This is a genomic window from Streptomyces albireticuli (assembly GCF_002192455.1).
In the GTDB taxonomy this organism is placed as follows: domain Bacteria; phylum Actinomycetota; class Actinomycetes; order Streptomycetales; family Streptomycetaceae; genus Streptomyces; species Streptomyces albireticuli_B.
The window spans coordinates 6,472,501-6,498,649 of record NZ_CP021744.1; the positions used below are offsets into that span (position 1 = coordinate 6,472,501).

The window sequence follows — 26,149 nt, forward strand, 5'->3', positions numbered from 1 at the left end:
GGAGCGTCGTGTGCCGGGTGAAGCAGCCGCGGAAGCGAGTTGTGGACGGTTCACGAGTGAGAATGCAGGCATGAGTAGCGATACACACGTGGGAAACGTGTGCGCCGATTGACTAAGGGTTCCTGGGTCAAGCTGATCTGCCCAGGGTAAGTCGGGACCTAAGGCGAGGCCGACAGGCGTAGTCGATGGACAACCGGTTGATATTCCGGTACCCGCTTTGAAACGCCCAATATCGAATCCATTAATGCTAAGGCCGTGAAGCCGCCCTGGAGTCTTCGGACAAAGGGGAGTGGTGGAGCCGCTGACCCAAGGTGGTAGTAGGTAAGCGATGGGGTGACGCAGGAAGGTAGTCCAGCCCGGGCGGTGGTTGTCCCGGGGTAAGGGTGTAGGGCGCTGTCTAGGCAAATCCGGACAGCATGAAGCCTGAGACCTGATGCCGAGCCGATTGTGGTGAAGTGGATGATCCTATGCTGTCGAGAAAAGCCTCTAGCGAGTTTCATGGCGGCCCGTACCCTAAACCGACTCAGGTGGTCAGGTAGAGAATACCGAGGCGTTCGGGTGAACTATGGTTAAGGAACTCGGCAAAATGCCCCCGTAACTTCGGGAGAAGGGGGGCCATGTCCGGTGATGGAATTTACTTCCTGAGCTGGGTGTGGCCGCAGAGACCAGCGAGAAGCGACTGTTTACTAAAAACACAGGTCCGTGCGAAGCCGTAAGGCGATGTATACGGACTGACGCCTGCCCGGTGCTGGAACGTTAAGGGGACCGGTTAGCTTGGATTCGTCCAGGCGAAGCTGAGAACTTAAGCGCCAGTAAACGGCGGTGGTAACTATAACCATCCTAAGGTAGCGAAATTCCTTGTCGGGTAAGTTCCGACCTGCACGAATGGCGTAACGACTTCTCGACTGTCTCAACCATAGGCCCGGTGAAATTGCACTACGAGTAAAGATGCTCGTTTCGCGCAGCAGGACGGAAAGACCCCGGGACCTTTACTATAGCTTGATATTGGTGTTCGGTTCGGCTTGTGTAGGATAGGTGGGAGACTGTGAAGCATGCACGCCAGTGTGTGTGGAGTCGTCGTTGAAATACCACTCTGGTCGTGCTGGATGTCTAACCTGGGTCCGTGATCCGGATCAGGGACAGTGTCTGGTGGGTAGTTTAACTGGGGCGGTTGCCTCCTAAAGAGTAACGGAGGCGCCCAAAGGTTCCCTCAGCCTGGTTGGCAATCAGGTGTTGAGTGTAAGTGCACAAGGGAGCTTGACTGTGAGACCGACGGGTCGAGCAGGGACGAAAGTCGGGACTAGTGATCCGGCGGTGGCTTGTGGAAGCGCCGTCGCTCAACGGATAAAAGGTACCCCGGGGATAACAGGCTGATCTTCCCCAAGAGTCCATATCGACGGGATGGTTTGGCACCTCGATGTCGGCTCGTCGCATCCTGGGGCTGGAGTCGGTCCCAAGGGTTGGGCTGTTCGCCCATTAAAGCGGTACGCGAGCTGGGTTTAGAACGTCGTGAGACAGTTCGGTCCCTATCCGCTGTGCGCGTAGGAGTCTTGAGAAGGGCTGTCCCTAGTACGAGAGGACCGGGACGGACGAACCTCTGGTGTGCCAGTTGTCCTGCCAAGGGCATGGCTGGTTGGCTACGTTCGGAAAGGATAACCGCTGAAAGCATCTAAGCGGGAAGCCTGCTTCGAGATGAGGACTCCCTCCTCCTTTGAGAGGGTAAGGCTCCCAGTAGACGACTGGGTTGATAGGCCAGGTGTGGAAGACCGGTAACGGTTGGAGCTGACTGGTACTAATAGGCCGAGGGCTTGTCCTCAGTTGCTCGCGTCCACTGTGTAGGTTCTGAAGTAACGACCCGTGTCGATATCCGGTTTCGTTAATTTCATAGAGTTTCGGTGGTCATAGCGTTAGGGAAACGCCCGGTTACATTCCGAACCCGGAAGCTAAGCCTTTCAGCGCCGATGGTACTGCATGGGGGACCGTGTGGGAGAGTAGGACGCCGCCGAACAAATTTTGAAGAAAGCCCCTTGGGGAACCGAATCCGGTTCCCCAAGGGGCTTTCTTGCATTTCCCCCACGTCTTTCCCGGTCCCTCGCCCGACCCCTCTGCACGGGCCGGCCGGGGCTGAGGGTAGGGTCATGGGGCATCGTTGGTACATTTCCCCCACAGGAGGCCCCCGGGTGGAGGTCCAGGAGACGCGAGTCCAGACCGACCGTGTCCTCACCATCCCGAACATCCTCAGCATGGCGCGCCTCGTCGGCGTACCACTCTTCCTGTGGCTGATCCTCCGGCCGGTCATCGACGGCCACAACAGCGACGGATGGGCCCTGCTGGTGCTCGCGCTGAGCGGCGTGAGCGACTACCTCGACGGAAAGCTCGCCCGGCGCTGGAATCAGATCAGCAGCCTCGGCCGGCTCCTCGACCCCGCCGCCGACCGGCTCTACATCCTTTCCACCCTCGTCGGCCTCACCTGGAGGGAGATCCTTCCGCTCTGGATGACCGCCGCACTCGTCGCGCGCGAGGCGATGCTCCTGGTCATGGTGTGGATTCTGCGCCGGCACGGCTATCCGCCCCCGCAGGTCAACTTCCTCGGGAAGGCCGCGACCTTCAATCTGATGTACGCGTTCCCGTTGCTGCTTCTCAGTGACGGTGGCGGCTGGCTGGGCTCACTCGCCGCGATTTTCGGATGGGCGTTCGCCGGATGGGGTACAACCCTGTATTGGTGGGCAGGGATCCTCTATGTGGTCCAGGTCCGCCGCCTAGTGAAGGCGGACCGCAAGTCCGACTGACCTCGCCGGAGTTCCGGAGCCCTACCAGGGCCGGCTGCCGTATGTGAGATACGCAGACCGGCCGGGGCGCGTGCAGTCGGAAATGACCGTCGTCTCCCGAGGAGGACGCTTCCGACATGAAGGCCGTCGTGATGGCCGGTGGTGAGGGCACGCGCCTTCGCCCCATGACCTCGAGCATGCCCAAGCCGCTCCTGCCGGTGGCCAACCGGCCGATCATGGAGCATGTGCTGCGACTGCTCAAGCGGCACGGACTCACCGAGACCGTCGTGACCGTGCAGTTCCTCGCCTCCCTCGTCAAGAACTACTTCGGTGACGGCGAGGAACTGGGCATGGAGCTCACCTACGCCAATGAGGAAAAGCCACTCGGCACGGCGGGCAGCGTCAAGAACGCCGAGGAGGCGCTCAAGGACGATGCCTTCCTGGTGATCTCCGGGGACGCCCTCACCGATTTCGACCTCACCGACCTGATCCGTTTCCACAAGGAGAAGGGCGCCCTCGTCACGGTCTGCCTGACACGGGTGCCCAACCCTCTGGAATTCGGCATCACGATCGTCGACGAGAGCGGCAAGGTCGACCGTTTCCTGGAGAAACCCACCTGGGGCCAGGTCTTCTCCGACACCGTGAACACCGGCATCTACGTCATGGAGCCGGAGGTCTTCGACTACGTCGAGGCCGATGTGCCCGTCGACTGGTCGGGCGATGTCTTCCCGCAGCTGATGAAGGAGGGCAAGCCCGTCTTCGGCTATGTCGCCGAGGGCTACTGGGAGGACGTCGGCACCCATGAGAGCTACGGCAAGGCCCAGGCCGACGTCCTCGAAGGAAGAGTCGACGTCGACATAGACGGTTTCGAGATCTCGCCCGGGGTCTGGGTCGCCGAAGGCGCGGAGGTCCACCCCGACGCCGTGCTGCGCGGCCCCCTCTACATCGGCGACTACGCCAAGGTCGAGGCCGGCGCCGAGATCCGCGAGCACACCGTCGTGGGCTCCAACGTCGTCGTCAAGAGCGGAGCCTTCCTCCACAAGGCCGTCGTCCACGACAACGTCTACGTCGGCCAGCAGTGCAATCTGCGCGGCTGTGTCATCGGCAAGAACACCGACATCATGCGCGCCGCCCGGATCGAGGACGGAGCCGTCATCGGGGACGAGTGCCTGATCGGTGAGGAATCGATTATTCAGGGCAACGTCCGCGTCTATCCCTTCAAGACCGTCGAGGCCGGCGCCTTCGTCAACACCTCGGTCATCTGGGAGTCCCGCGGCCAGGCGCACCTCTTCGGCGCCCGCGGCGTGTCCGGGATCCTCAATGTGGAGATCACCCCGGAGCTCGCGGTCCGGCTCGCCGGGGCGTACGCCACCACGCTCAAGAAGGGCTCGACGGTCACCACGGCCCGCGACCACTCCCGGGGCGCCCGGGCGCTCAAGCGGGCGGTGATCTCCGCGCTCCAGGCCAGCGCCATAGACGTCCGGGACCTGGAGAACGTCCCGCTGCCCGTCGCCCGTCAGCAGACCGCGCGGGGCAGCGCCGGCGGCATCATGATCCGTACCTCGCCCGGGGTGCCGGACTCCGTGGACATCATGTTCTTCGACGAGCGCGGCGCCGACCTCTCCCAGGCCGGCCAGCGCAAGCTCGACCGGGTCTACGCCCGCCAGGAGTACCGGCGCGCCTTCCCCGGCGAGATCGGCGACCTGTCCTTCCCCTCCAGCGTCTACGACTCCTACACCGGCTCCCTGCTGCGGTCCGTGGACACCAGCGGGGTCGCCGAGGCCGGGCTCAAGGTCGTGGTCGACGCGTCGAACGGCAGCGCCGGCCTCGTCCTGCCCAGCCTCCTCGGCCGGCTCGGCGTGGACGCCTTCACCATCAACCCCGGGCTCGACGAGGCACGTCCGACCGAGACCGCCGAGACCCGCCGGTCCGGTCTGGTCCGGCTCGGCGAGATCGTGGCGTCGGCACGGGCCGCCTTCGGGGTGCGGTTCGACCCGGTGGGCGAGCGGATCTCGCTCGTGGACGAGCGCGGGCGCATCGTCGAGGACGACCGGGCACTGCTCGTCCTCCTCGACCTGGTCGCCGCCGAGCGCCGCAGCGGGAAGGTGGCGCTGCCGGTGACCACGACCCGCATCGCCGAGCAGGTGGCCGCGTACCACGGCACCCAGGTGGAGTGGACGACGACCTCACCCGACGACCTCACCAGGGTCGGCCGCGCCGATACGACGATCTTCGGCGGGGACGGGCGCGGCGGGTTCATCGTGCCCGAGTCCAGCAGCGTCTTCGACGGCACCGCCGCCTTCGTACGGCTCATCGGGCTGGTGGCCCGTACGCAGCTCACGCTCAGCCAGATAGACGCCCGCATCCCCAGGGCCCATGTGCTGCGCCGGGACCTGGCGACGCCGTGGGCCGTCAAGGGGCTCGTCATGCGGCACGTCGTCGAGGCGGCCGGGGACCGCTCGGTGGACACCACCGACGGCGTCCGGGTGGTCGAGGCCGACGGCCGCTGGGTGATGGTCCTGCCCGACCCGGCCGAGGCCGTGACCCACCTGTGGGCGGAGGGGCCTGACGACGCCTCGGCGCAGGCGCTGCTCGACGAGTGGTCGGCGGTCGTGGACGGCGCCGGGCGCTGACCGCCCCGACCCGCCGGGCCACGCCCGGCGGGTCGCCGTCTTCCCTTTTCCGGGATCCGGCACGCCGGTGGGGCCATTGGGAGACGACGGCCCCGACGTGCGACGATGTGCGGCATGTCGCAGCAGCCCCCCGTTCGGAGGACGGCAACGCCGTCCCCGCGCCCCGATGCCTCGATGTCGCTGCTGACCAATGTGATGGACCACAGCCTCGACGAGGGCTACGCGGAGGCGGCCGCCCGGCGCGCCGCGGAGGGCGGGCAGCAGCTGCCCACCGCCCTGCGTGCCAAGTTGGGGCTCGCGGCCGCGCTGCTGCTCGCCGCGGTGGTGGTGACGCTGGGCGCGGCCCAGGCGCGGATATCGGCTCCGACACTGGCCAAGGAGCGCCAGCAGCTCATCGACCGCATCCAGAAGGAGTCCTCCGACGCGGACGCGCTCCAGAAGAACGTCGACACCCTCCGGGACGCGGTCGGCACCAAGCAGCGCGACGTGCTGGAGAAACACGGCGGGGACAAGGCCGACTTGGTGGCCCTGCTCGCCGGGGCCACCGCCGTGCAGGGGCCCGGCCTCAAGTTGGTCGTCGACGACGCCAAGCAGACCAAGCAGAGCGGTGCCGGCGGACCGCGCGAGAGCAGCGGCTTCTCCGACACGGGCCGGGTGCGCGACCGCGACATGCAACGGATCGTCAACGGCCTGTGGCAGTCGGGGGCGGAGGCGATCGCGGTGAACGGGCAGCGGCTGACGGCGCTGTCCGCGATCCGGGCCGCCGGTGACGCCATACTGGTCGACAACAAGCCACTGCCGCCGCCGTACACGGTGCTGGCGGTCGGGGACGGGGAGCGGCTTGTCACGGCCTTCCAGCGGAGCGCCGACGGGCACTACCTCCGCGCTCTCCAGGAGAGCTTCGGGGTCCGCACGAGCATCTCCGCCCAGGGCGAGGTCCGGCTGCCGGCCGCGCCGAGCCTGATCGTACGTAACGCAAAGCCGCAGGGGAAGGGCACATCGTGATCGCCGTATTGGGCCTCGTCGTGGGAGTCGTGGTCGGACTTGTCGTCCGCCCCGTGGTGCCGACGGCGGTCGAGCCCTATCTGCCCATCGCCGTCGTGGCGGCACTCGACGCGGTGTTCGGCGGGCTCCGCGCGATGCTCGACGGGATCTTCGACGACAAGGTGTTCGTCGTCTCCTTCCTGTCCAACGTGGTGGTGGCCGCGCTGATCGTCTTCCTCGGCGACAAGCTCGGCGTCGGGGCGCAGCTGTCCACCGGCGTCGTGGTCGTCCTGGGCATCCGGATCTTCTCCAACGCGGCCGCCATCCGGCGGCACGTCTTCCGGGCGTGAGCGGGATGAGCGCCGAGGACACCCCGGAGGAGCCGGGGCGCACCGAGAAGCCCGCCGGAGCGTCCGGGGCCCGGCCCGCCGGTACGCCGGGCGGAGCGGCCGCCGAAGGCCCCTCCGCGGCCCCCGAGGGCGTTCCCGCCGACGCCGCCGGGGAGGCTTCCGCCGACTCCGCCGCGCCGGGACCCGGCGCGGAGCCGGAGGAGGGCCGGAAGGCCGTGAAGCCTTCGAAGTCCAGGAAGGCGCCGAAATCTCCCGAGCCGCCGCGTTCACTGGAGAAGCCCGAGAAGGCCGGGGAGCCGGGGAAGGCCGGAGGCTCGGGGAAGCCCGGGGAGCCGAAGGAGCCCCGCGAGCCGGAGCCGTCGGCCGGTGCCGTTCCGCCGGGGCCCGGCGGGGAAGCGGAAACGGAAGCGGAATCAGAGCCCAAACCCGAGCCGGCGGTCGCGGCCGGCCCGGTGGCCGGCCCCCGGGCCGAGGAGGACTCCGGGCCGCTGCCGGGAGCCGCCGCCGGGATCCCGCCGTCGCCCCCGGAAGCCGCGCCGCTGACCGGCCGTCAGCGCCTGGTGAACGGCCTGTGGCCGCCCCGGGTGACCCGGGCCCAGCTGACCGTCGCCGTGCTGCTCTGCGTGCTCGGCCTCGGCCTGGCCATCCAGGTCCGTTCGACCAACGACAGCAGCGCGCTGCGCGGTGCCCGCCAGGAGGACCTCGTCCGGATCCTGGACGAGCTGGACAACCGCACCAAGCGGCTGGAGGACGAGAAGCGGCGTCTGGAGGGGCAGCGCACCGAGCTGGAGAGCAGCTCCAACCAGGCCGCGGAGGCCCGTAAGCAGACCGCGCAGAAGGAACAGCAGCTCGGGGTCCTCGCGGGTACCGTGGCGGCGGAGGGGCCCGGCATCGAGCTCACGGTGAGCGATCCCAAGGGGGCGGTCGAGGCGGACAAACTGCTCGACGCCCTCCAGGAGCTGCGCGCCGCGGGCGCGGAGGCGATCCAGATCAACGACGTACGGATCGCCGCCGACACCTATTTCTCGGGCGTGGCGGGGAAGGTGGAGATCGATGGCAAAAAGGTCTCCCAGCCCTACCGGTTCAAGGTGATCGGCAAGCCGCAGGACCTGGAGCCGGCCCTGAACATCCCCGGAGGAGTGGTGCAGACTCTGGAGAAGGAACGGGCGGGCATCACGGTCCAGCGGTCTGAGAAGATCATTGTCGATGCCTTGCGCCCGGCGAAGCGGCCTGACTACGCTCGGTCGTCATCGCAGTGAGGCGGGCGGGCATGGGGGCTTCACGCGGAGGCCACGAGGTTGCGGGGGGTCGGCGCACCAAGTCGAGGGTGCGTGGTGGAAACTGTCTGTTGACCACGGACGTTGTATGGATGTCCAGGTCGGACGGTGTGTGCATCGAGGGTTTGTCCTGCCCCACGGGCGGGTCTGTTTCGGTCAAGGGGAATCGCCCGTGAAGTTGTTTGCGAAGTTGTTCGGCAAGAGCGCACGCCAGGAGGGTGGCAGCTCCGCTCGCCACCGGGCGTCGCGCCCCGCGGAAGGCGGGGAAGGCACCCAGGAAGGGCGCCCGCTGTTCCGGGACCAGGTGGGTGGGTCCGGCGATGTCCAGCACGGACACGGCGGGTCCGCTGTTGACCCCGCCGCAGGTGGGCCCATAGGTTTCGGAGCACCAGCGACCTCAAGCGCGGGTGGAGGGTATGCCTTGCCGGTATGTACGAGGTGCGGCCACCGGAACGCCGAGGCCAGCAGGTTCTGCTCCAATTGCGGCGCGCCGCTGCGGCCGGGTGCCGTCGCCGAGCGCGCCTCGGAGACCACGTCGACGATCTCCATCTCCGGCCTTGAGGCCTATGACTCGGAGGCCACCGGCCAGACGCCGATCCCGACGCTCTCGCCCGAGGCACAGGCGGCGGTCGACGCCCTTCCGCTGGGCTCCGCCCTCCTGGTGGTGCGCCGCGGTCCGAACTCGGGCAGCCGCTTCCTGCTGGACGGCGACCTGACCACGGCGGGCCGGCACCCGCAGAGCGACATCTTCCTCGACGACGTGACCGTCTCCCGGCGCCACGTGGAGTTCCGCAGAGGCCAGGACGGCGGCTTCACCGTCGCCGACGTCGGCAGCCTCAACGGCACCTACGTCAACCGTGAGCGCATCGACTCGGTCGCCCTCCAGAACGGCGACGAGGTCCAGATCGGCAAGTACCGTCTGGTCTTCTACGGCAGCCAGCGAGGCATCTGATCCTCCCCCGGACGCCGTCCGGGGGAAGACCTCCAGGAAGGGCCATGCTTCGAACACCGTCGGGCGGTGCCGGATCCTCCGGCGCCGCCGGCCCGGACGGGCGGCTGGTGAGCATCGGCACGGTGCTCAATCTGCTGCGTGACGAGTTCCCCGAGGTCACCATCTCCAAGATCCGCTTCCTGGAGGCGGAGGGCCTGGTGGAGCCGCAGCGCACCCCGTCCGGCTATCGCAAGTTCAGCGAGGCGGACGTGGAGCGGCTCGGTTACGTCCTGCGGATGCAGCGGGACCACTATCTGCCGCTGAAGGTCATCAGGGAGCACCTCGACGCCCTCGCCAGGGGGGAGCAGGCCCAGCTCCCCGCCCCCGGCAAGCCCCGGGACGCCCTGGGCGCCCTGGAGGCCGGGGCCGAGGGCGCGGCCGGCCTGGAGGACCCGGCGCGGGCGGGCTCGGGGCGCCCCACGGCGGCCCGGATCGGCCGCGCGGAGCTGCTGAGCGCCACCGGGGTCACGGAGAGTGAGCTGGTGGAGTGGGAGTCGTACGGCCTGATCGCCGCCCACCCGGACGGCGGATTCCACGCCGACTCCGTCGCGGTGGCCAAGCTCGTCGCCGACCTGGGCCGTTTCGGCCTGGAGCCCCGTCACCTGCGCGCCATGCGGGCCGCCGCCGACCGCCAGGCCGATCTTGTCGAACAACTGGTCGCACCGCTGCGCAGGCACCGCAATCCCCAGACCAGGGCGCATGCGGAGGCCACCGCGCGCGAGCTCGCGGCGCTGTCCGTGAGGCTCCACGCGGCGCTTGTGCAGGCCGCTCTGCGCGCGGGTTCGCACTGACCGGCGAGTGCCCGACTACCCAAACCTGCCGGGCACGTCCTAGGGTTGCTGTGTGAACGAGCTCGATGTCGTGGGTGTCCGGGTGGAAATGCCCTCCAACCAGCCGATCGTGCTCCTGCGTGAAGTGGGAGGCGACCGTTACCTCCCGATCTGGATCGGACCGGGAGAGGCTACGGCCATCGCCTTCGCCCAGCAGGGCATGGCGCCGGCCCGTCCGCTGACCCATGACCTGTTCAAGGACGTGCTGGAAGCGGTCGGGCAGCAGCTCACCGAGGTCCGCATCACGGACCTGCGGGAGGGCGTGTTCTACGCGGAGCTCGTCTTCGCCAGCGGGGTGGAGGTCAGCGCCAGGCCGTCCGACGCCATAGCGCTGGCGCTGCGCACCGGTACGCCGATCTACGGCAGCGACGGTGTGCTGGACGACGCCGGGATCGCGATCCCGGACGAGCAGGAGGACGAGGTCGAGAAGTTCCGTGAATTCCTCGACCAGATCTCGCCGGAGGACTTCGGCACCAACAGCCAGTGAGGCGCGCACCGGGTCGATGAGCCCGGGCGCAGGGGCGCATTCGAGTAGCCTTTCCCGGCGCGGGGATACGTAAAACCACTCTCTGGGTGATTATCACTCGGCGTGCCGAGTGTGGCGATCGTTGACGCACCCCGGGTGACTGCCTACCGTCGTGAAGGCAGGTCAAGGACGGAGGTCGGCGTGAGAAGCATGGGCGACGGTACGGCGGTCGGCAGTCCGTTTCCGCTGTACGGGGGGGCGGTCGAACAGCCCTCCCGTCATGTCATCCCGGCAGCGGCCGACGCACCGCAGGGGCCGGAGACCGACAAGATCGGATATCGCGGGCCGACGGCCTGCGCGGCGGCGGGGATCACCTACCGCCAGCTGGACTACTGGGCACGTACGGGCCTGGTCGAGCCGAGTGTCCGGCCGGCCTACGGCTCGGGCAGCCAGCGGCTCTACAGCTTCCGGGACGTCGTCGTCCTGAAGATCGTGAAGCGGCTGCTGGACACCGGTGTCTCGCTCCAGAACATCCGCACGGCCGTCCAGCATCTGCGCTCGCGCGGCATGGAGGACCTGCCGCAGATGACGCTGATGAGCGACGGCGCGACGGTCTACGAGTGCACGTCCCCGGACGAGGTCGTCGACCTCCTCCAGGGCGGGCAGGGGGTTTTCGGCATCGCCGTGGGCGTCGTATGGCGGGACGTCGAGGCGGTGCTCTCCCAGCTGCACGGCGAGCGCGTGGACACCGGCGAGACCCTCGTCGGCCACAACCCCGCGGACGAGCTGGCCAGGCGGCGCAACCGGGCGGGCTGAGGACCGCCGCGCCCCCGCCGGGGGCGCGGATCCTCCCGGCCGGCAGCGGTACGGAACCGGCGGGGCACCGGTGCGGAACGGCCGGATTCGCCGGAATCGCCTGGCACATCAGCGCGATTGTCAGTGGTGTGCGGCAGCATCGGTGGTGTGAGAGCCGCACCGACGATTCTGCACCTGGACATGGACGCCTTCTACGCCTCGGCGGAGCAGGCGGCCAAGCCCAGCCTGCGCGGGAAGCCCGTGGTCGTCGGCGGCATCGGCCCGCGCGGCGTCGTGGCGACCGCGTCCTACGAGGCGCGGGTCTTCGGCGTCCGCTCCGCGATGGCCACGGCCCAGGCCCGCAGGCTCTGCCCCAACGCCGCCTATCTGACCCCGCGCTTCCCCGTCTACCGACAGGTCAGCGAGGTGGTCATGGGGCTGCTCGGCGCGCTGTCGCCGCTGGTGGAGCCGCTCAGCCTCGACGAGGCGTTCGTCGACCTCGAAGCGGGCGGCGTCGAGCCCTCGTCGGCCGCAGTCCGGGCCGTGGGGGAGCGGCTGCGGCGCGACATCCTGGCGGCCACGGGCCTCACCGGCTCGGTGGGCCTCGCCGGGTCCAAGATGCTCGCCAAGATCGCCTCCGAGCAGGCCAAGCCGGACGGGCTCGTCCTCATCGAGCCCGGCACCGAGCGGGAGCTGCTGGGCCCCATGTCGGTGCGCGCCGTCCCGGGCGTGGGCCCGGCCACCGCCGAGGCGCTGCGCCGGTCCGGGATCACCACCGTCGCCGAGACCGCCGAGGCGGGTGAGGCGGAGCTGGTGCGGCTGCTGGGCAAGGCCCACGGCACGGGGCTGTTCGCCCTGGCCACCGGGCACGACGACCGCCCCGTCGTCGCCGAGCGGGACGCCAAGTCGGTGTCGGTGGAGGACACCTTCGAGGAGGACGTGACCGACCGGACCCGGGTCCAGCTGGAGCTCGCCCGGCTCGCCGACCGGTGCGTGCAGCGGCTGCGCTCCGCGGGCCGGTCCGGCCGTACCGTGGTGATCAAGGTGCGGCGCTACGACTTCTCGACCCTGACGCGCTCGGAGACGCTGCGCGGGCCGACCGACGACCCCGGAGTGGTGCGGGAGGCGGCCGCGCGGCTGCTGGACGGGGTGGACACCACGGCGGGCGTGCGGCTGCTGGGCGTGGGCGTCACGGGCCTCGCCGACTACACCCAGGAGGACCTCTTCGCCCAGGCGGCGAGCGAGGCGGCCGCGGCGGTGGCGGAGCTCCCGCCCCCCGAGGGCGCAGACCGGCCGGCGGGCGAGGCGGCGCCCGAGGCGGGCGGCGAGGGCGCGGCGGCCCCGGAGCGGCCCCGGCGCTGGCTGCCCGGGCTGGACGTGCGCCACAGCGAGTACGGCGCCGGCTGGATCCAGGGCAGCGGCGTCGGCCGGGTCACGGTGCGCTTCGAACAGCCCTGGTCGGAGCCCGGCCGGGTGCGGACCTTCGCCGTCGACGACCCCGCGCTGGAGCCGGCTGAGCCGCTTCCGCTGATCAGGGCGGAAGCCGCGGCCGGGGCGGAGGATCCGGTCACGGCGGAAGGCCCCGCGAGAGAGGAAGCTCTTCCCGGCGCGGAGGGCTCTTCCCGTGCGGAAGCTCCTCCTGGGGTGGAGGCCCTTACCAGTGGTGCGGGTGGCGCTCTCGGCGTGGATGGCCTGGCAGGTGCGGGGGACATGTCGGAGCCGGGCGCGGAGGAGTCTTCCCGTGCGGAAGCTCTTCCCGGCGCGGACGGCCCTTCCGGCGCGGGAGATGCTTCGGGCGCGGAGGGCTCTTCCCGTGCGGAAGCTCCTCCTGGGGTGGAGGCCCTTACCAGTGGTGAGGGTGGCGCTCTCGGCGTGGATGGCCTGGCAGGTGCGGGGGACATGTCGGAGCCGGGCGCGGAGGAGTCTTCCCGTGCGGAAGCTCTTCCCGGCGCGGACGGCCCTTCCGGCGCGGGAGATGCTTCGGGCGCGGAGGGCTCTTCCCGTGCGGAAGCTCCTCCTGGGGTGGAGGCCCTTACCAGTGGTGAGGGTGGCGCTCTCGGCGTGGATGGCCTGGCAGGTGCGGGGGACATGTCGGAGCCGGGCGCGGAGGAGTCTTCCCGTGCGGAAGCTCTTCCCGGCGCGGACGGCCCTTCCGGCACGGGAGATGCTTCGGGCGCGGAGGGCTCTCCCCGTGCGGAAGCTTCTCCTGGGGTGGCAGCCGTTCGCGGTGCGGGTGCCTTTCCCGGTGTGGACGGCCCGGCAGGTGCGGGGGACGTGCCGGAGCCGGGCCCGGAGGAGTCTTGCCGCGTGGAAGCTCCTCCCGGCGTGGACGGCCTTCCTGCTGCGGGAGGCATCCCGGGCACGGGTGACGCTCCCGGCGTGGCTGATTCTCTCGGCACGGACGGCCCTCTCGGCCTGGGAGCCGCTCCCGGCACAGGAGCTCTCCCCGGCCCGCAAGGCGCCTCCGGCGGCGAAGCCCCTCCTGGCCAGGGGAACGCCCCCGGCGGAGCGGCGGATCAGCCGCCCGCGCCGTTGACCGTGCCCAGTCCCTCGTCGGAGGGGGCGCCGGCCGGGGGCGGGGCGTCCGGGGTGGGGAGGGTGAGCCCGTAGTGGTGGTAGAGCTGGAGTTCCTGCTCCGGGGAGAGGTGGCGGCCGACGCCGAAGTCCGGTGCGTCCTTGATCAGGGATCGCTCGTAGGGGATCCGCAGGGTGTCGTCCACGACCTCGCTCGGCTCCAGCGGTACGAAGGCGTCCCGGCCGAACAGCCCCGTGCGGACCGCCGCCCACTCCGGCTCTCCGGTCGCGTCGTCCAGATACACCTCGTCCACGGTGCCGATCTTCGCGCCGTCGCGGTCGAAGGCCTTGCGGCCGATCAGGCTCCGCGGATCGATATCGCTCTGCACCGTTCCTCCCAAGGGTCGCGCGAAGCCCCGACTGCGCCAAGGGTCCCAGCCGGGTCCCGACCCCCCTGGCAACGTCCCCCGACAACAACGAAAAGCCACAAAGCGGGAACCGGCCACTCGAAGGCTCTGCCCAAAGCCACGCTGGTAGGCTGGCGAATGGCCGCAGACCCCGTGCGGGAGAGTCTTCCGAGAGCCCTCACCGGCTTCTCCGGAGGCGCCGAAGGAGCAAATCCTCCCCGGAATCTCTCAGGCACCCGTACCGCATGGACGAGGTCACTCTGGAAAGCAGGGCGGGCCCGGTCTGGCACGACGCCGACGCCCGTCCTCACCGACGGTGAAAGCTGGGCTGTGTGAGGCGGCCCGGTGAAGCTCTCAGGTTGAGATGACAGAGGGGGAGGCCGTCCGGGTACCCGCGCCGTGGTACCCCTCGCAGGTCGCAATGACCAGGAGGCCTCCGCAGATGACAGCCCACCGCATCTCCCTTTCCGACCTGGAGCGGGGTACACCCTTCGAGCAGCGCCACATAGGGCCCGACGCCGGGGCCCAGGCCAAGATGCTCGCCCAGGTCGGCTTCGGCTCGCTCGACGAACTCACCGCCGCCGCCGTGCCGGACGTGATCAAGAGTGCCGAGGCGCTGGCCCTGCCCGCCGCCCGCACCGAGGCCGAGGTGCTGGCCGAGCTGCGCACGCTGGCCGACCGCAACCAGGTCCTCGCCCCGATGATCGGCCTCGGCTACCACGGCACGTTCACCCCGCCGGTGATCCTGCGCAACGTCATGGAGAACCCCGCCTGGTACACGGCCTACACGCCGTACCAGCCGGAGATCTCCCAGGGCCGGCTCGAAGCCCTGCTGAACTTCCAGACCGTCGTCGCCGAGCTCAGCGGCCTGCCCACCTCCGGCGCCTCCCTGCTCGACGAGGGCACCGCCGCCGCCGAGGCCATGGCGCTCTCCCGCCGGGTCGGCAAGGTCAAGCAGGGCGTCTTCCTGGTCGACGCCGACACCCTGCCGCAGACCGTCGCCGTGATCGAGACCCGCGCCGAGCCCACCGGGGTCGAGGTCGTCGTCGCCGACCTCAGCGGGGGCATCCCCGAGGAGATCGCCGAGCGCGGCGTCTTCGGCGTCCTGCTCCAGTACCCCGGTGCCTCCGGCGCCGTGCGCGACCTCCGCCCGGTCATCGAGCGCGCCCACGAGCTCGGCGCGATCGTCACCGTCGCCGCCGACCTGCTCGCCCTCACCCTGCTCACCTCGCCCGGCGAGCTCGGCGCGGACATCGCCGTCGGCACCACCCAGCGCTTCGGCGTGCCCATGGGCTTCGGCGGCCCGCACGCCGGATTCATGGCCGTGCGCGAGCAGTTCGCGCGCAGCCTGCCCGGCCGCCTCGTCGGCGTGTCCGTCGACGCGGACGGCAACAAGGCCTACCGCCTGGCCCTTCAGACGCGCGAGCAGCACATCCGCCGCGAGAAGGCCACCAGCAACATCTGCACCGCGCAGGTGCTGCTCGCCGTGATGGCCGGCATGTACGCCGTCTACCACGGCCCGGAGGGCCTCGCCGCGATCGCCCGCCGCACCCACCGCTACGCCACGCTGCTCGCCGAGGGGCTGCGGGCCGGCGGCGTCGAGATCGTGCACGGCGCGTACTTCGACACCCTGACCGCCCGCGTCCCCGGCAAGGCGGCCGAGGTCGTGGCGGCGGCCCGCGAGCACGGGGTCAACCTCCGCCTCGTGGACGCGGACCAGGTCGGCATCGCCTGCGACGAGACCACCGCCCGCGCCCAGGTGGCGGCGGTCTGGGCCGCGTTCGGGGTGGCCGCGGACATCGAGTCCCTCGACGCGCTCGACGCCTCGGTGGCCGACGCGCTCCCCGAGGGCCTCCTGCGCACCGACGAGTACCTCACGCACCCGGTCTTCCACCAGCACCGCTCCGAGACCGCGCTGCTGCGCTACCTGCGCCGCCTCGCCGACCGGGACTACGCCCTGGACCGGGGCATGATCCCGCTCGGCTCCTGCACCATGAAGCTCAACGCCACCACCGAGATGGAGCCGGTCACCTGGCCGGAGTTCGGCGCGCTGCACCCCTTCGCGCCGGTCGAGCAGGCCGGGGGCTACCTCACGCTCATCACCGAGCTGGAGGAGAGGCTCGCCGAGGTCACCGGCTACGACAAGGTCTCGATCCAGCCGAACGCCGGCTCGCAGGGCGAGCTCGCGGGCCTGCTGGCCGTCCGCGCCTACCACCGCGCCAACGGTGACGAGCAGCGCACCGTCTGTCTGATCCCGTCCTCCGCGCACGGCACCAACGCCGCCAGCGCCGTGATGGCCGGCATGAAGGTCGTCGTCGTCAAGACGGCGGACGACGGCGAGGTGGACGCCGAGGACCTGCACGCCAAGATCGAGAAGCACCGCGACGAGCTCGCCGTGCTGATGATCACCTACCCGTCCACGCACGGCGTCTTCGAGGAGCACGTCGCCGACATCTGCGCGGCCGTGCACGAGGCCGGCGGCCAGGTGTACGTGGACGGCGCGAACCTCAACGCGCTGGTGGGCGTGGCCAAGCCGGGCAAGTTCGGCGGCGACGTCTCGCACCTGAACCTGCACAAGACCTTCTGCATCCCGCACGGCGGCGGCGGTCCGGGCGTCGGCCCGGTCGGCGTCCGCGCCCACCTGGCGCCGTACCTGCCCAACCACCCGCTCCAGCCCACCGCCGGCCCGGCGACGGGCGTGGGCCCGATCTCCGCCGCCCCGTGGGGCTCCGCGGGCATCCTGCCGATCTCCTGGGCGTACGTCCGGCTGATGGGCGGCGAGGGCCTCAAGCGCGCCACCCAGGTCGCGGTGCTCGGCGCCAACTACATCGCCAAGCGCCTGGAGCCGCACTACCCCGTGCTCTACACCGGCCCCAACGGCCTGGTCGCGCACGAGTGCATCGTCGACCTCCGGCCGCTGACCAAGGCGACCGGTGTGACGGTGGACGACGTCGCCAAGCGCCTCATCGACTACGGCTTCCACGCGCCCACCATGTCCTTCCCGGTGGCCGGGACGCTCATGATCGAGCCGACGGAGAGCGAGGACCTCACCGAGCTGGACCGCTTCTGCGAGGCGATGATCGCGATCCGTGCCGAGATCGAGAAGGTCGGCTCGGGGGAGTGGGCCAAGGACGACAACCCGCTGCGGAACGCCCCGCACACCGCCGCTTCGGTGACCGGTGCGTGGGAGCACCCGTACACCCGCGAGGAGGCCGCCTTCCCGGCCGGGGTGTCCGCCGACAAGTACTGGCCGCCGGTGCGCCGCGTGGACGGTGCCTACGGTGACCGCAACCTCGTCTGCTCCTGCCCGCCCATGGAGGAGTACGAGGGCTGAGGGACCCGCGAGGTCCGACGGCCCGGGTCAGGACCCGGGTCGGGGCCGGTTCGGCGAGTGCGCCGGGCCGGCCCCATCATGTGCGTGGTGCTGTTCTCGCGTGTGGTGCTGTGCCGTCGTGCCGTGTTGCGTGGATGCCGATATCAGGCAGCGGTCACCACGTGATCCGCGTCCAACGGCCGGTGCGGTGCGATGATGCGGCCGTCCGGCAGCAGCTCACCGGTGTCCTCGAAGCAGAGGACGCCGTTGCACAGCAGGCTCCAGCCCTGCTCCGGGTGGTGCGCCACGAGATGGGCGGCCTCCCGGTCGGTGGAGTCGGCGGTGGGACACGCGGGCTGGTGCTGGCACATGGAAGGGATCTTTCGCTCTGATGTGGTGGCTGTCCTGCGGCTCGATGCGGTGGTCATGCCGCCCCCGTAGGCGAATCGGTTGGTCGATACCAGTGTTGCCCCACGGGCGTGATTCCGCAGGGATTTCCCGGCAGCGCTCCTCACTCGATGAGGACGCGTCACCCGTGCGGGCGGTTGCCCCCGCCCGCACCGCCACTTCGGGTGGTCCGGCATGGCCGGCACGGGCTAGTCCGCGAGGGTGAGCACAGGTGTACGCCCCGCGGCATGGTGCCCGGCCGCGGGGCTCTCGCGCGTCGGGCCCGCGTCAGGCGGGCGTCTTCAGCAGTGGTGGTGGCGTCAGCCGCAGGGAGATGACGGGCAGCAGCTCGCCGAAGCGGTGCGGCCGGTGGGCGGCGATGCCCGGCGGCGCCGGGGCGAGCGGCACCAGCAGGTCGCCGGGGGCCGGCAGCCCGGACGCGGCGTCGGCCGTGATGTCGCCGTGCAGCCAGAGCGTGAGCATGTAGAGCTCCGGCACGGACAGCAGCCGGGGCTGGTAAGGCGTCGTCAGGGCCTCGGCCTGGCGCAGCGCCCGCTCGGTCGAGGCGAGGTAGGGGCCTTCGAAGAAGTGGGAGAACGCCCAGCCGTCCGCCGTCGGTGCCGTGTCGGCCGCGGCCACCGCCCGCTCGCCGCCGCGGATGAGGAAGCGCCAGCCGGTGAGCCGGGTGCGCGGGGTGCCGCCGCGGTGGGTGTCCCGCTCCAGGAGGTGGACGGGCAAGGGGAGTTCGGGCGTCAGGGGCCCCTGCGCGGACTTCAGGGAAGGGGTGCGGGCCTCGCGCACGGCGGTGGGGGAGCCAAGGGCGGTGACGACGCTGAGCAGGGCAGGCGCGGGGGCAGGGGGGACATGCAGCGGCATGGTGGGTCGCCTCTCACTTCGGAGACACGTTGTGCTGGGCAGGTGCGGACGACGCTGTCAGCGTGCGGGGTCAGAGGGGGGCCGGGGACCGTTCCGACTAACCGGGGCCGGGGCGCCTGCTCTCTGCCTCGTCAACGAAGTTTATACGACACATGTTCACATGGTGTTTCGCCTAGCCGTCGTGCGTATTTCCCGCAAGAGGAAATCCAGGCCCTGTCCAGGGGGATTTCGGTGATTCTGTGCCGGGTCCGCGCGCGTCACCTCGTATGACATCCCGGGCAGGGTAGGCCGGATCTCGTCGGTGTTTATCACCAGCGCCGTGCGGAAATACGGAGTTTTGTGCCTTGCCTACGGAATGTGCCAACGCGTGCGTACTGCCGAGCCTACCGGGTAGACGGGCCCGGCGGGGCGTTATCGATCACAATGGCTGGGCATCATCGACCGTGACCCGGGCGGCCGGCGCCCCGGGTGACCCGTGCCAGGAAGGACGCCGCGATGGGTGAGAAGGTCGTGGCCGACAGGTTCGTGCTCCCCGACCGGCAGCGCCACCGGGACAAGCTCCGGCAGTGCCTGGACGTGTTGGCGAGGCTGCTGGCGGAGAAGCGGTTCGACCGGCCCCGGAATCTCGTGGGCCTGGAGATCGAGCTGAATCTCGCGGGGCCCGACGGTATGCCGAGCATGGTGAACGCCGAAGTGCTGAAACGTATCGCCAGTGGGGATTTCCAGACCGAGCTCGGCCGCTTCAACCTTGAGGTGAACATTGTTCCGCACAGGCTGTCCGGCCGGGTGCTCGACCAGCTCGCCGAGGAGTTGCGAACGGGATTGTCGTATGCCGACCGCAAAGCGATGGAGGTCGATTCCGGCATCGTGATGATCGGTATTCTGCCGACCCTCCGGGACAGCCATCTGGTCTCCGCGAACCTTTCCGAGGCCGACCGCTACGCGATGCTCAACGAGCAGGTGCTCGCCGCGCGCGGCGAGCACTTCACCATCGAGATCGAGGGCGTGGAGCGGCTGAACTGCACCGCCGCCTCCATCGCCCCCGAGGCCGCCTGCACCTCCGTGCAGTTGCACCTCCAGGTCACGCCGAGGCGCTTCGCGGCCGTGTGGAACGCCGCGCAGGCCGTCGCGGCCGCGCAGATCGCCGTCGGTGCCAACTCGCCCTTCCTCTTCGGCCGGGAGCTGTGGCGCGAGTCCCGGCCGCCGCTGTTCGTCCAGTCCACCGACACCCGCCCGCCCGAGCTCAAGGCACAGGGGGTGCGCCCGCGCACCTGGTTCGGCGAGCGCTGGATCGACTCGGCCTATGACCTGTTCGAGGAGAACCTCCGCTACTTCCCGCCGCTGCTGCCCCTCTCGGACGACGAGGACCCGGTGCGGGTGCTGGCCGAGGGCGGCGTGCCCGAGCTCTACGAACTCACCCTCCACAACGGCACGATCTACCGCTGGAACCGGCCGGTCTACGCGGTCGCCGACGGCGTCCCGCACCTCCGGGTGGAGAACCGCGTGCTGCCGGCCGGCCCCACCATCACCGACGTCATGGCCAACACCGCCTTCTACTACGGGGTGGTGCGGGCGCTCGCGGAGGAGCCCCGGCCGGTCTGGACGCGGATGCCGTTCGGCGTCGCCGCGGACAACTTCGACACCGCGTGCCGCCACGGCATCGACGCGTGGCTGCGCTGGCCGAAGCCCGGCCGGGCCGGCGGGCTGACCCGGATGCCCGCCGTCCGGCTCGTACAGGAGGAACTGCTGCCGCTGGCCGCCGCCGGGCTCGACGCCTGGGGCGTGGAGCCGGCCGACCGCGACCGCTACCTCGGGGTCGTCGAGGAGCGCTGCCGGCGCCGGGTGAACGGCGCCTCCTGGCAGGTCGACACCTACCACCGGGCGCTGGAGCAGGGCCTGGACCGGGACAAGGCGCTCGCCGCGACCACCCGCCGCTACTGCGAGCTGATGCGGACGGGGGAGCCCGTGCACACCTGGCCGCCGGGGATCGCGGACTGACCCGGCCTGTACTGACCGGCACGGGCCGGCACGGGCCGACCGGGCTCGGTGCCGAGCGGCACGGGCCGCCCCCTGCCGCACCGCCGCGTGGCCGTCGGGCAAGCTGTGACGACGGCCCGGCCTCCCGGGCGGGCCGGGCACGCGAAGTGGAGGCGGTTGTGCGGCGGAACGCGCGGGACGAGGGCGGCATCCTGGCGGAGGCGCCCGCCGGGCCGCCGTCCGGCGAGGCGTCCCGGCGGCGTCTGCTGCGCTCAGAGACACTGCTCGTCCTGGCGCTGTCGCTGGGGGCCAGCGCGGTGTCGGCGCTGATCAGCTTTGTGGGCGCGCTCACCCGGCCGGGCGGGCTCAAGGACCAGGCGGCGCGGCTCAACGCCTCGCACGCCCCCGGCCGGCCGTGGCTGGACCTCTCCTGGCAGCTCTTCGGCATCGCGACCGCGCTGGTGCCCGTCCTGCTCGTGGCGCACCTGCTGCTGCGGGAGGACCCGGCCCGCGGCGGGCTGCGGACGCTCGGCCTCGACCGGTCGCGCCCCGGCTTCGACCTCTCCCGGGGGACGGGCCTCGCGGCGGCGATCGGCGGCACCGGGCTGTTCTTCTACCTCGGGGCGCGCGCGGCCGGTCTCAACCTCACGGTGGTGCCGGAGTCGCTGCCCGACGTCTGGTGGAAGCTGCCGGTGCTGATCGCCTCCGCCGTGCAGAACGCGCTCCTGGAGGAGGTCGTGGTCGTCGGCTACCTGCTGCGCAGGCTGGGGCAGCTGGGCTGGACCCCGGTCGCGGCCCTGGCGGCGAGCGCCGGGCTGCGCGGCTCGTACCACCTGTACCAGGGGGTCGGCGGGCTGCTCGGGAACATGGCGATGGGCGTGGTGTTCGTGCTGCTCTACCGGCGGTGGGGGCGGGTCGGGCCGCTGGTCGCCGCGCACGCCCTGATCGACATCGTCGCCTTCGTCGGGTACGCGCTGCTCGCGGGCAAGGTGGGCTGGCTGCCCACCGCCTGACGGAGGAGGCCCGCGGCCCGGCCCCCGCGCGTCAGACGAGCAGGTCGCCCTCGATGACGGTGACCGCCCGGCCGGTGAGCAGCGTACGGTCGCCGCGCAGGGACGTGCGGACGAGCCCGCCGCGGGCGGATGCCTGGAGCCCCGTCAGGTCGTCGCGGCCCAGCCGGGCGGACCAGAAGGGGGCCAGCGCGGTGTGCGCGCTGCCGGTCACCGGGTCCTCGTCGATCCCGACGTTGGGGAAGAAGCAGCGCGAGAGGTAGTCGTAGCCGTTCGCGGGGTCCTCGGCCGCGGCGGTGGCGATGATGCCGCGCCGGGAGTGCCGGGCGAGGGCCGGGATGTCCGGGTCCAGGGCGTGCACGGCCTTTTCGTCGGCGAGCTCGATCAGCAGGTCGCCGACGTGCGCGCTCGTGTCGTACGCGCCGAGGGGCTCGGCGCCGAGCGCGTCGGCCACCCCGTCGGGGACGGCGGCCGGGACGAGCTCCGAGGTGGGGAAGTCCAGCGTGACGGAGCCGTCCTGATGGGCGGTCGCGGTGAGGATCCCGCAGCGCGCGGCGAAGCGGACGGTGCCGGTGGCGGTGCCCGTGGTGTGCAGGACGTGCGCGGTGGCGAGCGTGGCGTGGCCGCACATGTCGACCTCGGTGGTGGGCGTGAACCACCGCAGGGCCCAGTCCGCCTCGCCGCCGGCCGGGAGCCGGTGGGCGAACGCCGTCTCGGAGAGGTTGAGCTCGGCGGCGATCCGCTGGAGCCGGGTGTCGTCGGGGAATTCCTCGGTGTCGAGGAGCTGGACCCCGGCCTGGTTGCCGGCGAAGGGCCGGTCGGTGAACGCGTCGACGATTCGAATCCGCATGCCCGGACCGTACCGGAGCGGGTGAAGCCGCAGGCCAGAGCCAATCTTCGGGAGTTGGCCCGCAAAGCGTTGCCGAACGAGCGTTACCGATATATCGTTGATGCATCGCGACTGATCAAAGGAGTTCTGCGATACCGATCGAGAGGGGAAACGCCATGTGGCGTACACACGCACAGGGACATGAGCACCACGGCCGCCGTGGGCCGGGCGACTTCGAGGGGCGCCGCGCGGCCTTCGGCCCGTTCGGGCCGGGCTTCGGCGGACCGCCCTTCGGCGGCCCCCGGGGCCGGGGGCGCGGCGGTCCGGGCGGCCGGGCGCGGCGCGGTGACGTCCGCGCGTCGATCCTGGCCCTGCTGAAGGACCGTCCGATGCACGGTTACGAGATGATCCAGGAGATCGCCGAGCGCAGTGGCGGGGCCTGGAAGCCCAGCCCGGGCTCGGTCTACCCCACGCTCCAGATGCTGGAGGACGAGGGCCTGATCGAGAGCGCGAGCGAGGGTGGCAAGAAGCTGTTCACCCTCACCGGCGCCGGGCGCGCCGAGGCCGACGCCGGCTCCGCCACCCCCTGGGAGGAGGTCGGCCGGGGAGCCGACTGGGAAGGCGCCCAGGAGGTCCGGCAGGCCGGGTTCAAGCTGCTGGAGGCCTTCGGGCAGGTCTGGAAGACGGGCAGCAAGGAGCAGCGGCAGAAGGCGCTCGACGTCATCAACGACTCGCGCAAGAAGCTGTACCTGATCCTGGCCGACGAGGGCTGACCGACGGCCCCGGCACGGCCCCGACACGGGCCTGGCCGACGGGCCGGGCCCGTGGGCGCCGGCTCTCCGGAGCGCCGGCGCCCCTGAGACAAATCCGCCCTCATCCTCCTCAAGGATGAGGGCGGAGCCGTGCGTGCCCAACTGTCGTCGGAGGCGCGAATGCTTCCCGCCGGGGATGACCGGGCCGGTGTGTGACTGATGGGGTGGGAAGGTGCAAAGCCGTACACGTGACATCGGACCGGCCGGCACCGCCTGTGAGGACCGGCTCAGCGCCGAGCTGGCCTCGGTGGTAGCGGGCGCCCGCAGGCGCGCCGTCCGCGACGGCGACCGGCAGATCGACACCGCGCACCTGCTGCACACCCTCCTGGAGGCCGACGCCGAGGCGCGCCTGGTCCTCGACGGCGGCACGGGCCGGGTCGTACGGCTGCTGGGCTATCTCGTCCAGCGCACCATCGGCTACGGGCTGCGCTGGAGCGGCACGGCCGAGGACTCCGGGGCCCTGTCGGCCCTTCCCGACAGCCGGGCGCCCGGCTGGTCGCCGCCCGCCGGGGCGGCGCTGGAGGGTGCGTACACCCGCGCCCGGGCGCGGGGAGCCGACCGGGTCGCGGGCGTGGACCTGCTCGCCGCGCTCGCCCGGGACCCCGACTGCCGGGCCGCCGAGGTGCTGCGCCGGGCCGGCGTCGACCCCGGGCTGCTGGCCGCCTCGCTCGATGCCGCGCACGGCCGCGGGAGCGAGCCCGGCGGCGGCCGTGTCTCCCCGGGAAAGGCGGTCACGCCCCCGCGCGAGAACTGCCATGAGTGAAAAGGGTGACGGTCCTGTCATCGGCTGACATGATGCTCCGATGCACGCGTCTGATGTTTCCCGGGGGAGGAGCGTGGGACTGGGCCTGGCCCTGGTGTCCGCGCTGGCGTTCGGCGGGTCCGGTGTCGCGGCCAAGCCGCTGATCCTGGCGGGTCTGGACCCGCTCCACGTCGTCTGGCTGAGGGTGGCCGGGGCCGCCCTGGTCATGTTGCCCGTCGCCTGGCGGCACCGCGCGCTGGTGACCCGGCGCCCCGGACTCCTCGCGGGCTTCGGCCTGCTGGCCGTCGCGGGTGTACAGGCCTGCTACTTCGCCTCGATATCCCGGATACCCGTCGGCGTGGCCCTGCTGGTGGAGTACCTCGCCCCCGCCCTGGTGCTCGGCTGGGTGCGGTTCGTCCAGCGGCGCCCGGTGAGCCGGGCCGCGGCCGTGGGCGTCGTCCTCGCCGTCGGCGGCCTCGCCTGCGTCGTGGAGGTGTGGTCGGGGCTGAGCTTCGACGCCGTCGGCCTGCTGCTGGCCCTCGGCGCCGCCTGCTGCCAGGTGGGCTACTTCGTCCTCGCGGACCACGGCAGCGACGGCGACGAGCCCGCGGACCCGGTCGGCGTCATCGCCTACGGGCTGCTGATCGGCGCCCTCGTCCTCACCGCCGTCTCCCGGCCGTGGGGCATGGACTGGTCCGTGCTCGCGGGGAGCGCCGAGATGGACGGCACCCGGCTGCCCGCCGCCCTGCTGCTCGGCTGGATCGTGCTGATCGCCACGGTGGCCGCCTACGTCACCGGCGTCCTCTCCGTGCGCCGGCTCTCGCCGCAGGTCGCGGGTGTCGTCGCCTGCCTGGAGGCCGTCGTCGCGACGGTGCTCGCCTGGGTGCTGCTCGGCGAGACGCTCTCGGCGCCGCAGCTCGTCGGGGGTGCCGTGGTGCTGCTGGGCGCCTTCATCGCCCAGTCCTCGACGCCGAAGGCACCCGCCGAGGGCCCCGTCGACGGGTCCGGGCCGCGGGACGGCGGCGCGGCCGCGCCCGCCGGGGAGGAACTGCCGGCCGGATCACCTCGGGCGTAGGGCTCCGGGAGCGCTCCCGGCTTCCGTACGCCCCCCATCGGCACCAGGACGGGCCGGTCACGGACGCTTCCGTGACCGGCCCGTCCTGGTCGGGGCGTTACGCCTTCTCCGCGCCGTCCGCCTTCGGCCTGCTCTGCGTGAGCGCCGCGCCCGCGAGGACGATCACGGCGCCGACCGGGGTGTTCCAGGTGAGCTCCTCGCCGAGCAGGGCCACTCCGGCCACGGTCGCGACGACCGGGATGAAGTACGTCGTCAGGGTCGCGGTCGTCGGCCCGACCTCGGCGACCAGCCCGTACTGCACGAGGAAGGCGAATCCGGTGCCGAGCGCGCCCAGGGCGAGGACCGCCAGCAGCGGCACGGCCGGGAAGGAGACCGGCAGCGGGCTGAACAGCGGGGCGACGACGGCGAGCTGGACCGTGCCGACGAGCAGCTGGCTCCCGGACGTGGCCAGGTGGGAGCCGCCGGTCGAGGAGAGGTTGCGCCGGACGTAGATCCAGCCGACCGCGTAGCTCGCCGAGGCGACCAGCGCCATCAGCGTGCCCGCCGGGTCCTGGCCGGAGAAGCCCTGCCAGGCGCCGAGCACCGTGAGGACGCCGAGGAAGCCGATGCCGAGCCCGGCGACGCGGCGCCGGGTCGGCCGGTCCTCCGAGAGCGCGACCAGCGAGAGCGCCATGCCCCACAGCGGGGTCGTCGCGTTGCAGATGCCGGCGAGCGTGGAGGAGACGCGCAGCTCGGCGTAGGCGAAGAGGGTGAAGGGCAGGGAGTTGAGCAGGAAGGCCGCGACGGCCAGGTGGCCCCAGACCCGCAGGCCGGACGGGAGCCGCTCGCGCTTGACGGCGACCACCGCGAGCAGCACCGCCGTGCCGAAGACCATGCGGCCGAGCGAGACGTACAGCGGCGCGAAGCCGTCGGTGCCGAGCTTGATGAAGAGGAAGCTGCATCCCCAGATGAGGGCGAGCGCGCCGAACCGGATCCGCCAGTCGACGCCGGACCCCTTCCGCGGGGCCGGCGGAGGGCCGGCGGGCTGTGCGGACGGCGGGGTGCCGGCGGAGGTTCTTCCGGCAGGGGTGACGGCGGGGCTCGTGGTGCTCATGGGCACCACAATGACGATCA

At 71.1% G+C, this 26,149-nt stretch carries 21 protein-coding genes, 2 rRNA genes and 1 riboswitch (1 of these 24 cut by a window edge); of the genes, 18 read left to right on the plus strand and 5 right to left on the minus strand.

Translation table 11 applies throughout. From position 1 onward, the window contains the following. The 12 genes from SMD11_RS28135 to SMD11_RS36575 form a co-directional block, all read left to right on the plus strand. A 23S ribosomal RNA gene (locus SMD11_RS28135) occupies nt 1-1,816 on the plus strand (it extends 1,309 nt beyond the left edge of the window). Between the two features lie 75 nt (nt 1,817-1,891). Continuing rightward, nucleotides 1,892-2,008: ribosomal RNA gene (gene rrf, locus SMD11_RS28140) — 5S ribosomal RNA — on the plus strand. Between the two features lie 172 nt (nt 2,009-2,180). Continuing rightward, the gene (locus SMD11_RS28145) at nt 2,181-2,789 is read left to right on the plus strand and encodes a CDP-alcohol phosphatidyltransferase family protein (RefSeq protein WP_087929110.1); all 609 of its coding nucleotides are present in this window, start codon (nt 2,181-2,183) and stop codon (nt 2,787-2,789) included. Nucleotides 2,790-2,905: 116 nt separating this feature from the next. Beyond that, the gene (locus SMD11_RS28150; protein ID WP_087929111.1) at nt 2,906-5,401 is read left to right on the plus strand and encodes a mannose-1-phosphate guanyltransferase; all 2,496 of its coding nucleotides are present in this window, start codon (nt 2,906-2,908) and stop codon (nt 5,399-5,401) included. Nucleotides 5,402-5,506: 105 nt separating this feature from the next. Beyond that, nucleotides 5,507-6,406 carry a DUF881 domain-containing protein gene (locus SMD11_RS28155; RefSeq protein ID WP_199843970.1) on the plus strand — a complete coding sequence of 300 codons (900 nt, stop codon included), beginning with the start codon at nt 5,507-5,509 and terminating at the stop codon, nt 6,404-6,406. After that, entirely contained in the window at nt 6,403-6,735 is a 333-nt protein-coding gene (locus SMD11_RS28160) for a small basic family protein (RefSeq protein ID WP_049715989.1), read from the plus strand. The genes SMD11_RS28155 and SMD11_RS28160 overlap by 4 nt, the downstream gene beginning before the upstream one ends. Nucleotides 6,736-7,004: 269 nt before the next feature. Continuing rightward, nucleotides 7,005-7,994, plus strand: coding sequence for a DUF881 domain-containing protein (locus SMD11_RS28165; RefSeq protein WP_087930773.1), 990 nt, complete (start codon nt 7,005-7,007; stop codon nt 7,992-7,994). Nucleotides 7,995-8,100: 106 nt separating this feature from the next. Beyond that, complete coding sequence (locus SMD11_RS28170) at nt 8,101-8,964, plus strand: FHA domain-containing protein (protein WP_087929113.1); 864 nt, start codon at nt 8,101-8,103, stop codon at nt 8,962-8,964. 44 nt (nt 8,965-9,008) lie between these two features. Then, entirely contained in the window at nt 9,009-9,794 is a 786-nt protein-coding gene (locus tag SMD11_RS28175; protein ID WP_087929114.1) for a MerR family transcriptional regulator, read from the plus strand. Between the two features lie 52 nt (nt 9,795-9,846). Next, nucleotides 9,847-10,320, plus strand: a complete 474-nt coding sequence (locus SMD11_RS28180; RefSeq protein WP_030874883.1) for a bifunctional nuclease family protein — start codon at nt 9,847-9,849, stop codon at nt 10,318-10,320. A gap of 189 nt (nt 10,321-10,509) precedes the next feature. Continuing rightward, nucleotides 10,510-11,115, plus strand: a complete 606-nt coding sequence (locus tag SMD11_RS28185) for a MerR family transcriptional regulator (protein ID WP_418952540.1) — start codon at nt 10,510-10,512, stop codon at nt 11,113-11,115. A 147-nt stretch (nt 11,116-11,262) separates the two neighbouring features. Next, nucleotides 11,263-13,704 (plus strand): DNA polymerase IV, encoded by a 2,442-nt coding sequence (locus SMD11_RS36575; RefSeq protein WP_234366192.1) that lies wholly within the window; start codon nt 11,263-11,265, stop codon nt 13,702-13,704. Here SMD11_RS36575 and SMD11_RS28195 read toward each other — a convergent pair. Next, a complete protein-coding gene (locus SMD11_RS28195; protein ID WP_087929116.1) occupies nt 13,611-13,997 on the minus strand; it encodes a PRC-barrel domain-containing protein in 387 nt (128 codons plus the stop codon). The two genes, SMD11_RS36575 and SMD11_RS28195, sit on opposite strands and share 94 nt — an antisense overlap. 164 nt (nt 13,998-14,161) lie before the next feature. Continuing rightward, a riboswitch (glycine riboswitch) is annotated at nt 14,162-14,269 on the plus strand. 188 nt (nt 14,270-14,457) lie between these two features. On the opposite strand from SMD11_RS28195, the gene gcvP reads away from it, so the two are divergent. Beyond that, entirely contained in the window at nt 14,458-17,349 is a 2,892-nt protein-coding gene (gcvP, locus tag SMD11_RS28200) for an aminomethyl-transferring glycine dehydrogenase (protein WP_087929117.1), read from the plus strand. 143 nt (nt 17,350-17,492) lie between these two features. Here gcvP and SMD11_RS28205 read toward each other — a convergent pair whose 3' ends face one another. Both SMD11_RS28205 and SMD11_RS28210 read right to left on the minus strand, forming a co-directional pair. After that, on the minus strand, nt 17,493-17,699 hold the full coding sequence (locus SMD11_RS28205; RefSeq protein WP_276522629.1) for a DUF5999 family protein: 207 nt from the start codon (nt 17,697-17,699) through the stop codon (nt 17,493-17,495). Between the two features lie 304 nt (nt 17,700-18,003). Next, nucleotides 18,004-18,591 carry a hypothetical protein gene (locus SMD11_RS28210; RefSeq protein WP_087929119.1) on the minus strand — a complete coding sequence of 196 codons (588 nt, stop codon included), beginning with the start codon at nt 18,589-18,591 and terminating at the stop codon, nt 18,004-18,006. Between the two features lie 495 nt (nt 18,592-19,086). On the opposite strand from SMD11_RS28210, the gene SMD11_RS28215 reads away from it, so the two are divergent. Then, the gene (locus SMD11_RS28215; protein WP_087929120.1) at nt 19,087-20,589 is read left to right on the plus strand and encodes a glutamate--cysteine ligase; all 1,503 of its coding nucleotides are present in this window, start codon (nt 19,087-19,089) and stop codon (nt 20,587-20,589) included. A gap of 188 nt (nt 20,590-20,777) precedes the next feature. Continuing rightward, nucleotides 20,778-21,581 carry a CPBP family intramembrane glutamic endopeptidase gene (locus SMD11_RS28220; protein WP_087930774.1) on the plus strand — a complete coding sequence of 268 codons (804 nt, stop codon included), beginning with the start codon at nt 20,778-20,780 and terminating at the stop codon, nt 21,579-21,581. Nucleotides 21,582-21,612: 31 nt separating this feature from the next. On the opposite strand, the gene SMD11_RS28225 is transcribed toward SMD11_RS28220, so the two are convergent. Then, complete coding sequence (locus SMD11_RS28225) at nt 21,613-22,428, minus strand: PhzF family phenazine biosynthesis protein (RefSeq protein WP_087929121.1); 816 nt, start codon at nt 22,426-22,428, stop codon at nt 21,613-21,615. Between the two features lie 155 nt (nt 22,429-22,583). Here SMD11_RS28225 and SMD11_RS28230 point away from each other — a divergent pair, with 155 nt between their 5' ends. The 3 genes from SMD11_RS28230 to SMD11_RS28240 all read left to right on the plus strand — a co-directional run bounded on the left by SMD11_RS28230 (nt 22,584) and on the right by SMD11_RS28240 (nt 25,036). Next, nucleotides 22,584-23,180 carry a PadR family transcriptional regulator gene (locus SMD11_RS28230; RefSeq protein WP_087929122.1) on the plus strand — a complete coding sequence of 199 codons (597 nt, stop codon included), beginning with the start codon at nt 22,584-22,586 and terminating at the stop codon, nt 23,178-23,180. Between the two features lie 211 nt (nt 23,181-23,391). Further along, nucleotides 23,392-23,982: a Clp protease N-terminal domain-containing protein gene (locus SMD11_RS28235; RefSeq protein ID WP_087929123.1), complete on the plus strand. Its 591-nt coding sequence runs from the start codon at nt 23,392-23,394 to the stop codon at nt 23,980-23,982. A 40-nt stretch (nt 23,983-24,022) separates the two neighbouring features. Then, the gene (locus tag SMD11_RS28240; protein ID WP_087929124.1) at nt 24,023-25,036 is read left to right on the plus strand and encodes an EamA family transporter; all 1,014 of its coding nucleotides are present in this window, start codon (nt 24,023-24,025) and stop codon (nt 25,034-25,036) included. 97 nt (nt 25,037-25,133) lie between these two features. On the opposite strand, the gene SMD11_RS28245 is transcribed toward SMD11_RS28240, so the two are convergent. Continuing rightward, entirely contained in the window at nt 25,134-26,129 is a 996-nt protein-coding gene (locus SMD11_RS28245; protein ID WP_087929125.1) for a DMT family transporter, read from the minus strand. Between the last annotated feature and the right edge of the window lie 20 nt (nt 26,130-26,149).

What these genes read in the sequence shown, in the direction of transcription:
- SMD11_RS28150 (WP_087929111.1), top strand. Translation starts at nt 2,906, where the DNA reads ATGAAGGCCGTCGTGATGGCCGGTGGTGAGGGCACGCGCCTTCGCCCC.
- SMD11_RS28155 (WP_199843970.1), top strand. Translation starts at nt 5,507, where the DNA reads ATGTGCGGCATGTCGCAGCAGCCCCCCGTTCGGAGGACGGCAACGCCG.
- SMD11_RS28170 (WP_087929113.1), top strand. Translation starts at nt 8,101, where the DNA reads ATGGATGTCCAGGTCGGACGGTGTGTGCATCGAGGGTTTGTCCTGCCC.
- SMD11_RS28175 (WP_087929114.1), top strand. Translation starts at nt 9,009, where the DNA reads ATGCTTCGAACACCGTCGGGCGGTGCCGGATCCTCCGGCGCCGCCGGC.
- SMD11_RS28185 (WP_418952540.1), top strand. Translation starts at nt 10,510, where the DNA reads ATGGGCGACGGTACGGCGGTCGGCAGTCCGTTTCCGCTGTACGGGGGG.
- gcvP (WP_087929117.1), top strand. Translation starts at nt 14,458, where the DNA reads ATGACAGCCCACCGCATCTCCCTTTCCGACCTGGAGCGGGGTACACCC.
- SMD11_RS28205 (WP_276522629.1), bottom strand. Translation starts at nt 17,699, where the DNA reads ATGTGCCAGCACCAGCCCGCGTGTCCCACCGCCGACTCCACCGACCGG.
- SMD11_RS28210 (WP_087929119.1), bottom strand. Translation starts at nt 18,591, where the DNA reads ATGCCGCTGCATGTCCCCCCTGCCCCCGCGCCTGCCCTGCTCAGCGTC.
- SMD11_RS28215 (WP_087929120.1), top strand. Translation starts at nt 19,087, where the DNA reads ATGGGTGAGAAGGTCGTGGCCGACAGGTTCGTGCTCCCCGACCGGCAG.
- SMD11_RS28225 (WP_087929121.1), bottom strand. Translation starts at nt 22,428, where the DNA reads ATGCGGATTCGAATCGTCGACGCGTTCACCGACCGGCCCTTCGCCGGC.
- SMD11_RS28230 (WP_087929122.1), top strand. Translation starts at nt 22,584, where the DNA reads ATGTGGCGTACACACGCACAGGGACATGAGCACCACGGCCGCCGTGGG.
- SMD11_RS28240 (WP_087929124.1), top strand. Translation starts at nt 24,023, where the DNA reads ATGCACGCGTCTGATGTTTCCCGGGGGAGGAGCGTGGGACTGGGCCTG.
- SMD11_RS28245 (WP_087929125.1), bottom strand. Translation starts at nt 26,129, where the DNA reads ATGAGCACCACGAGCCCCGCCGTCACCCCTGCCGGAAGAACCTCCGCC.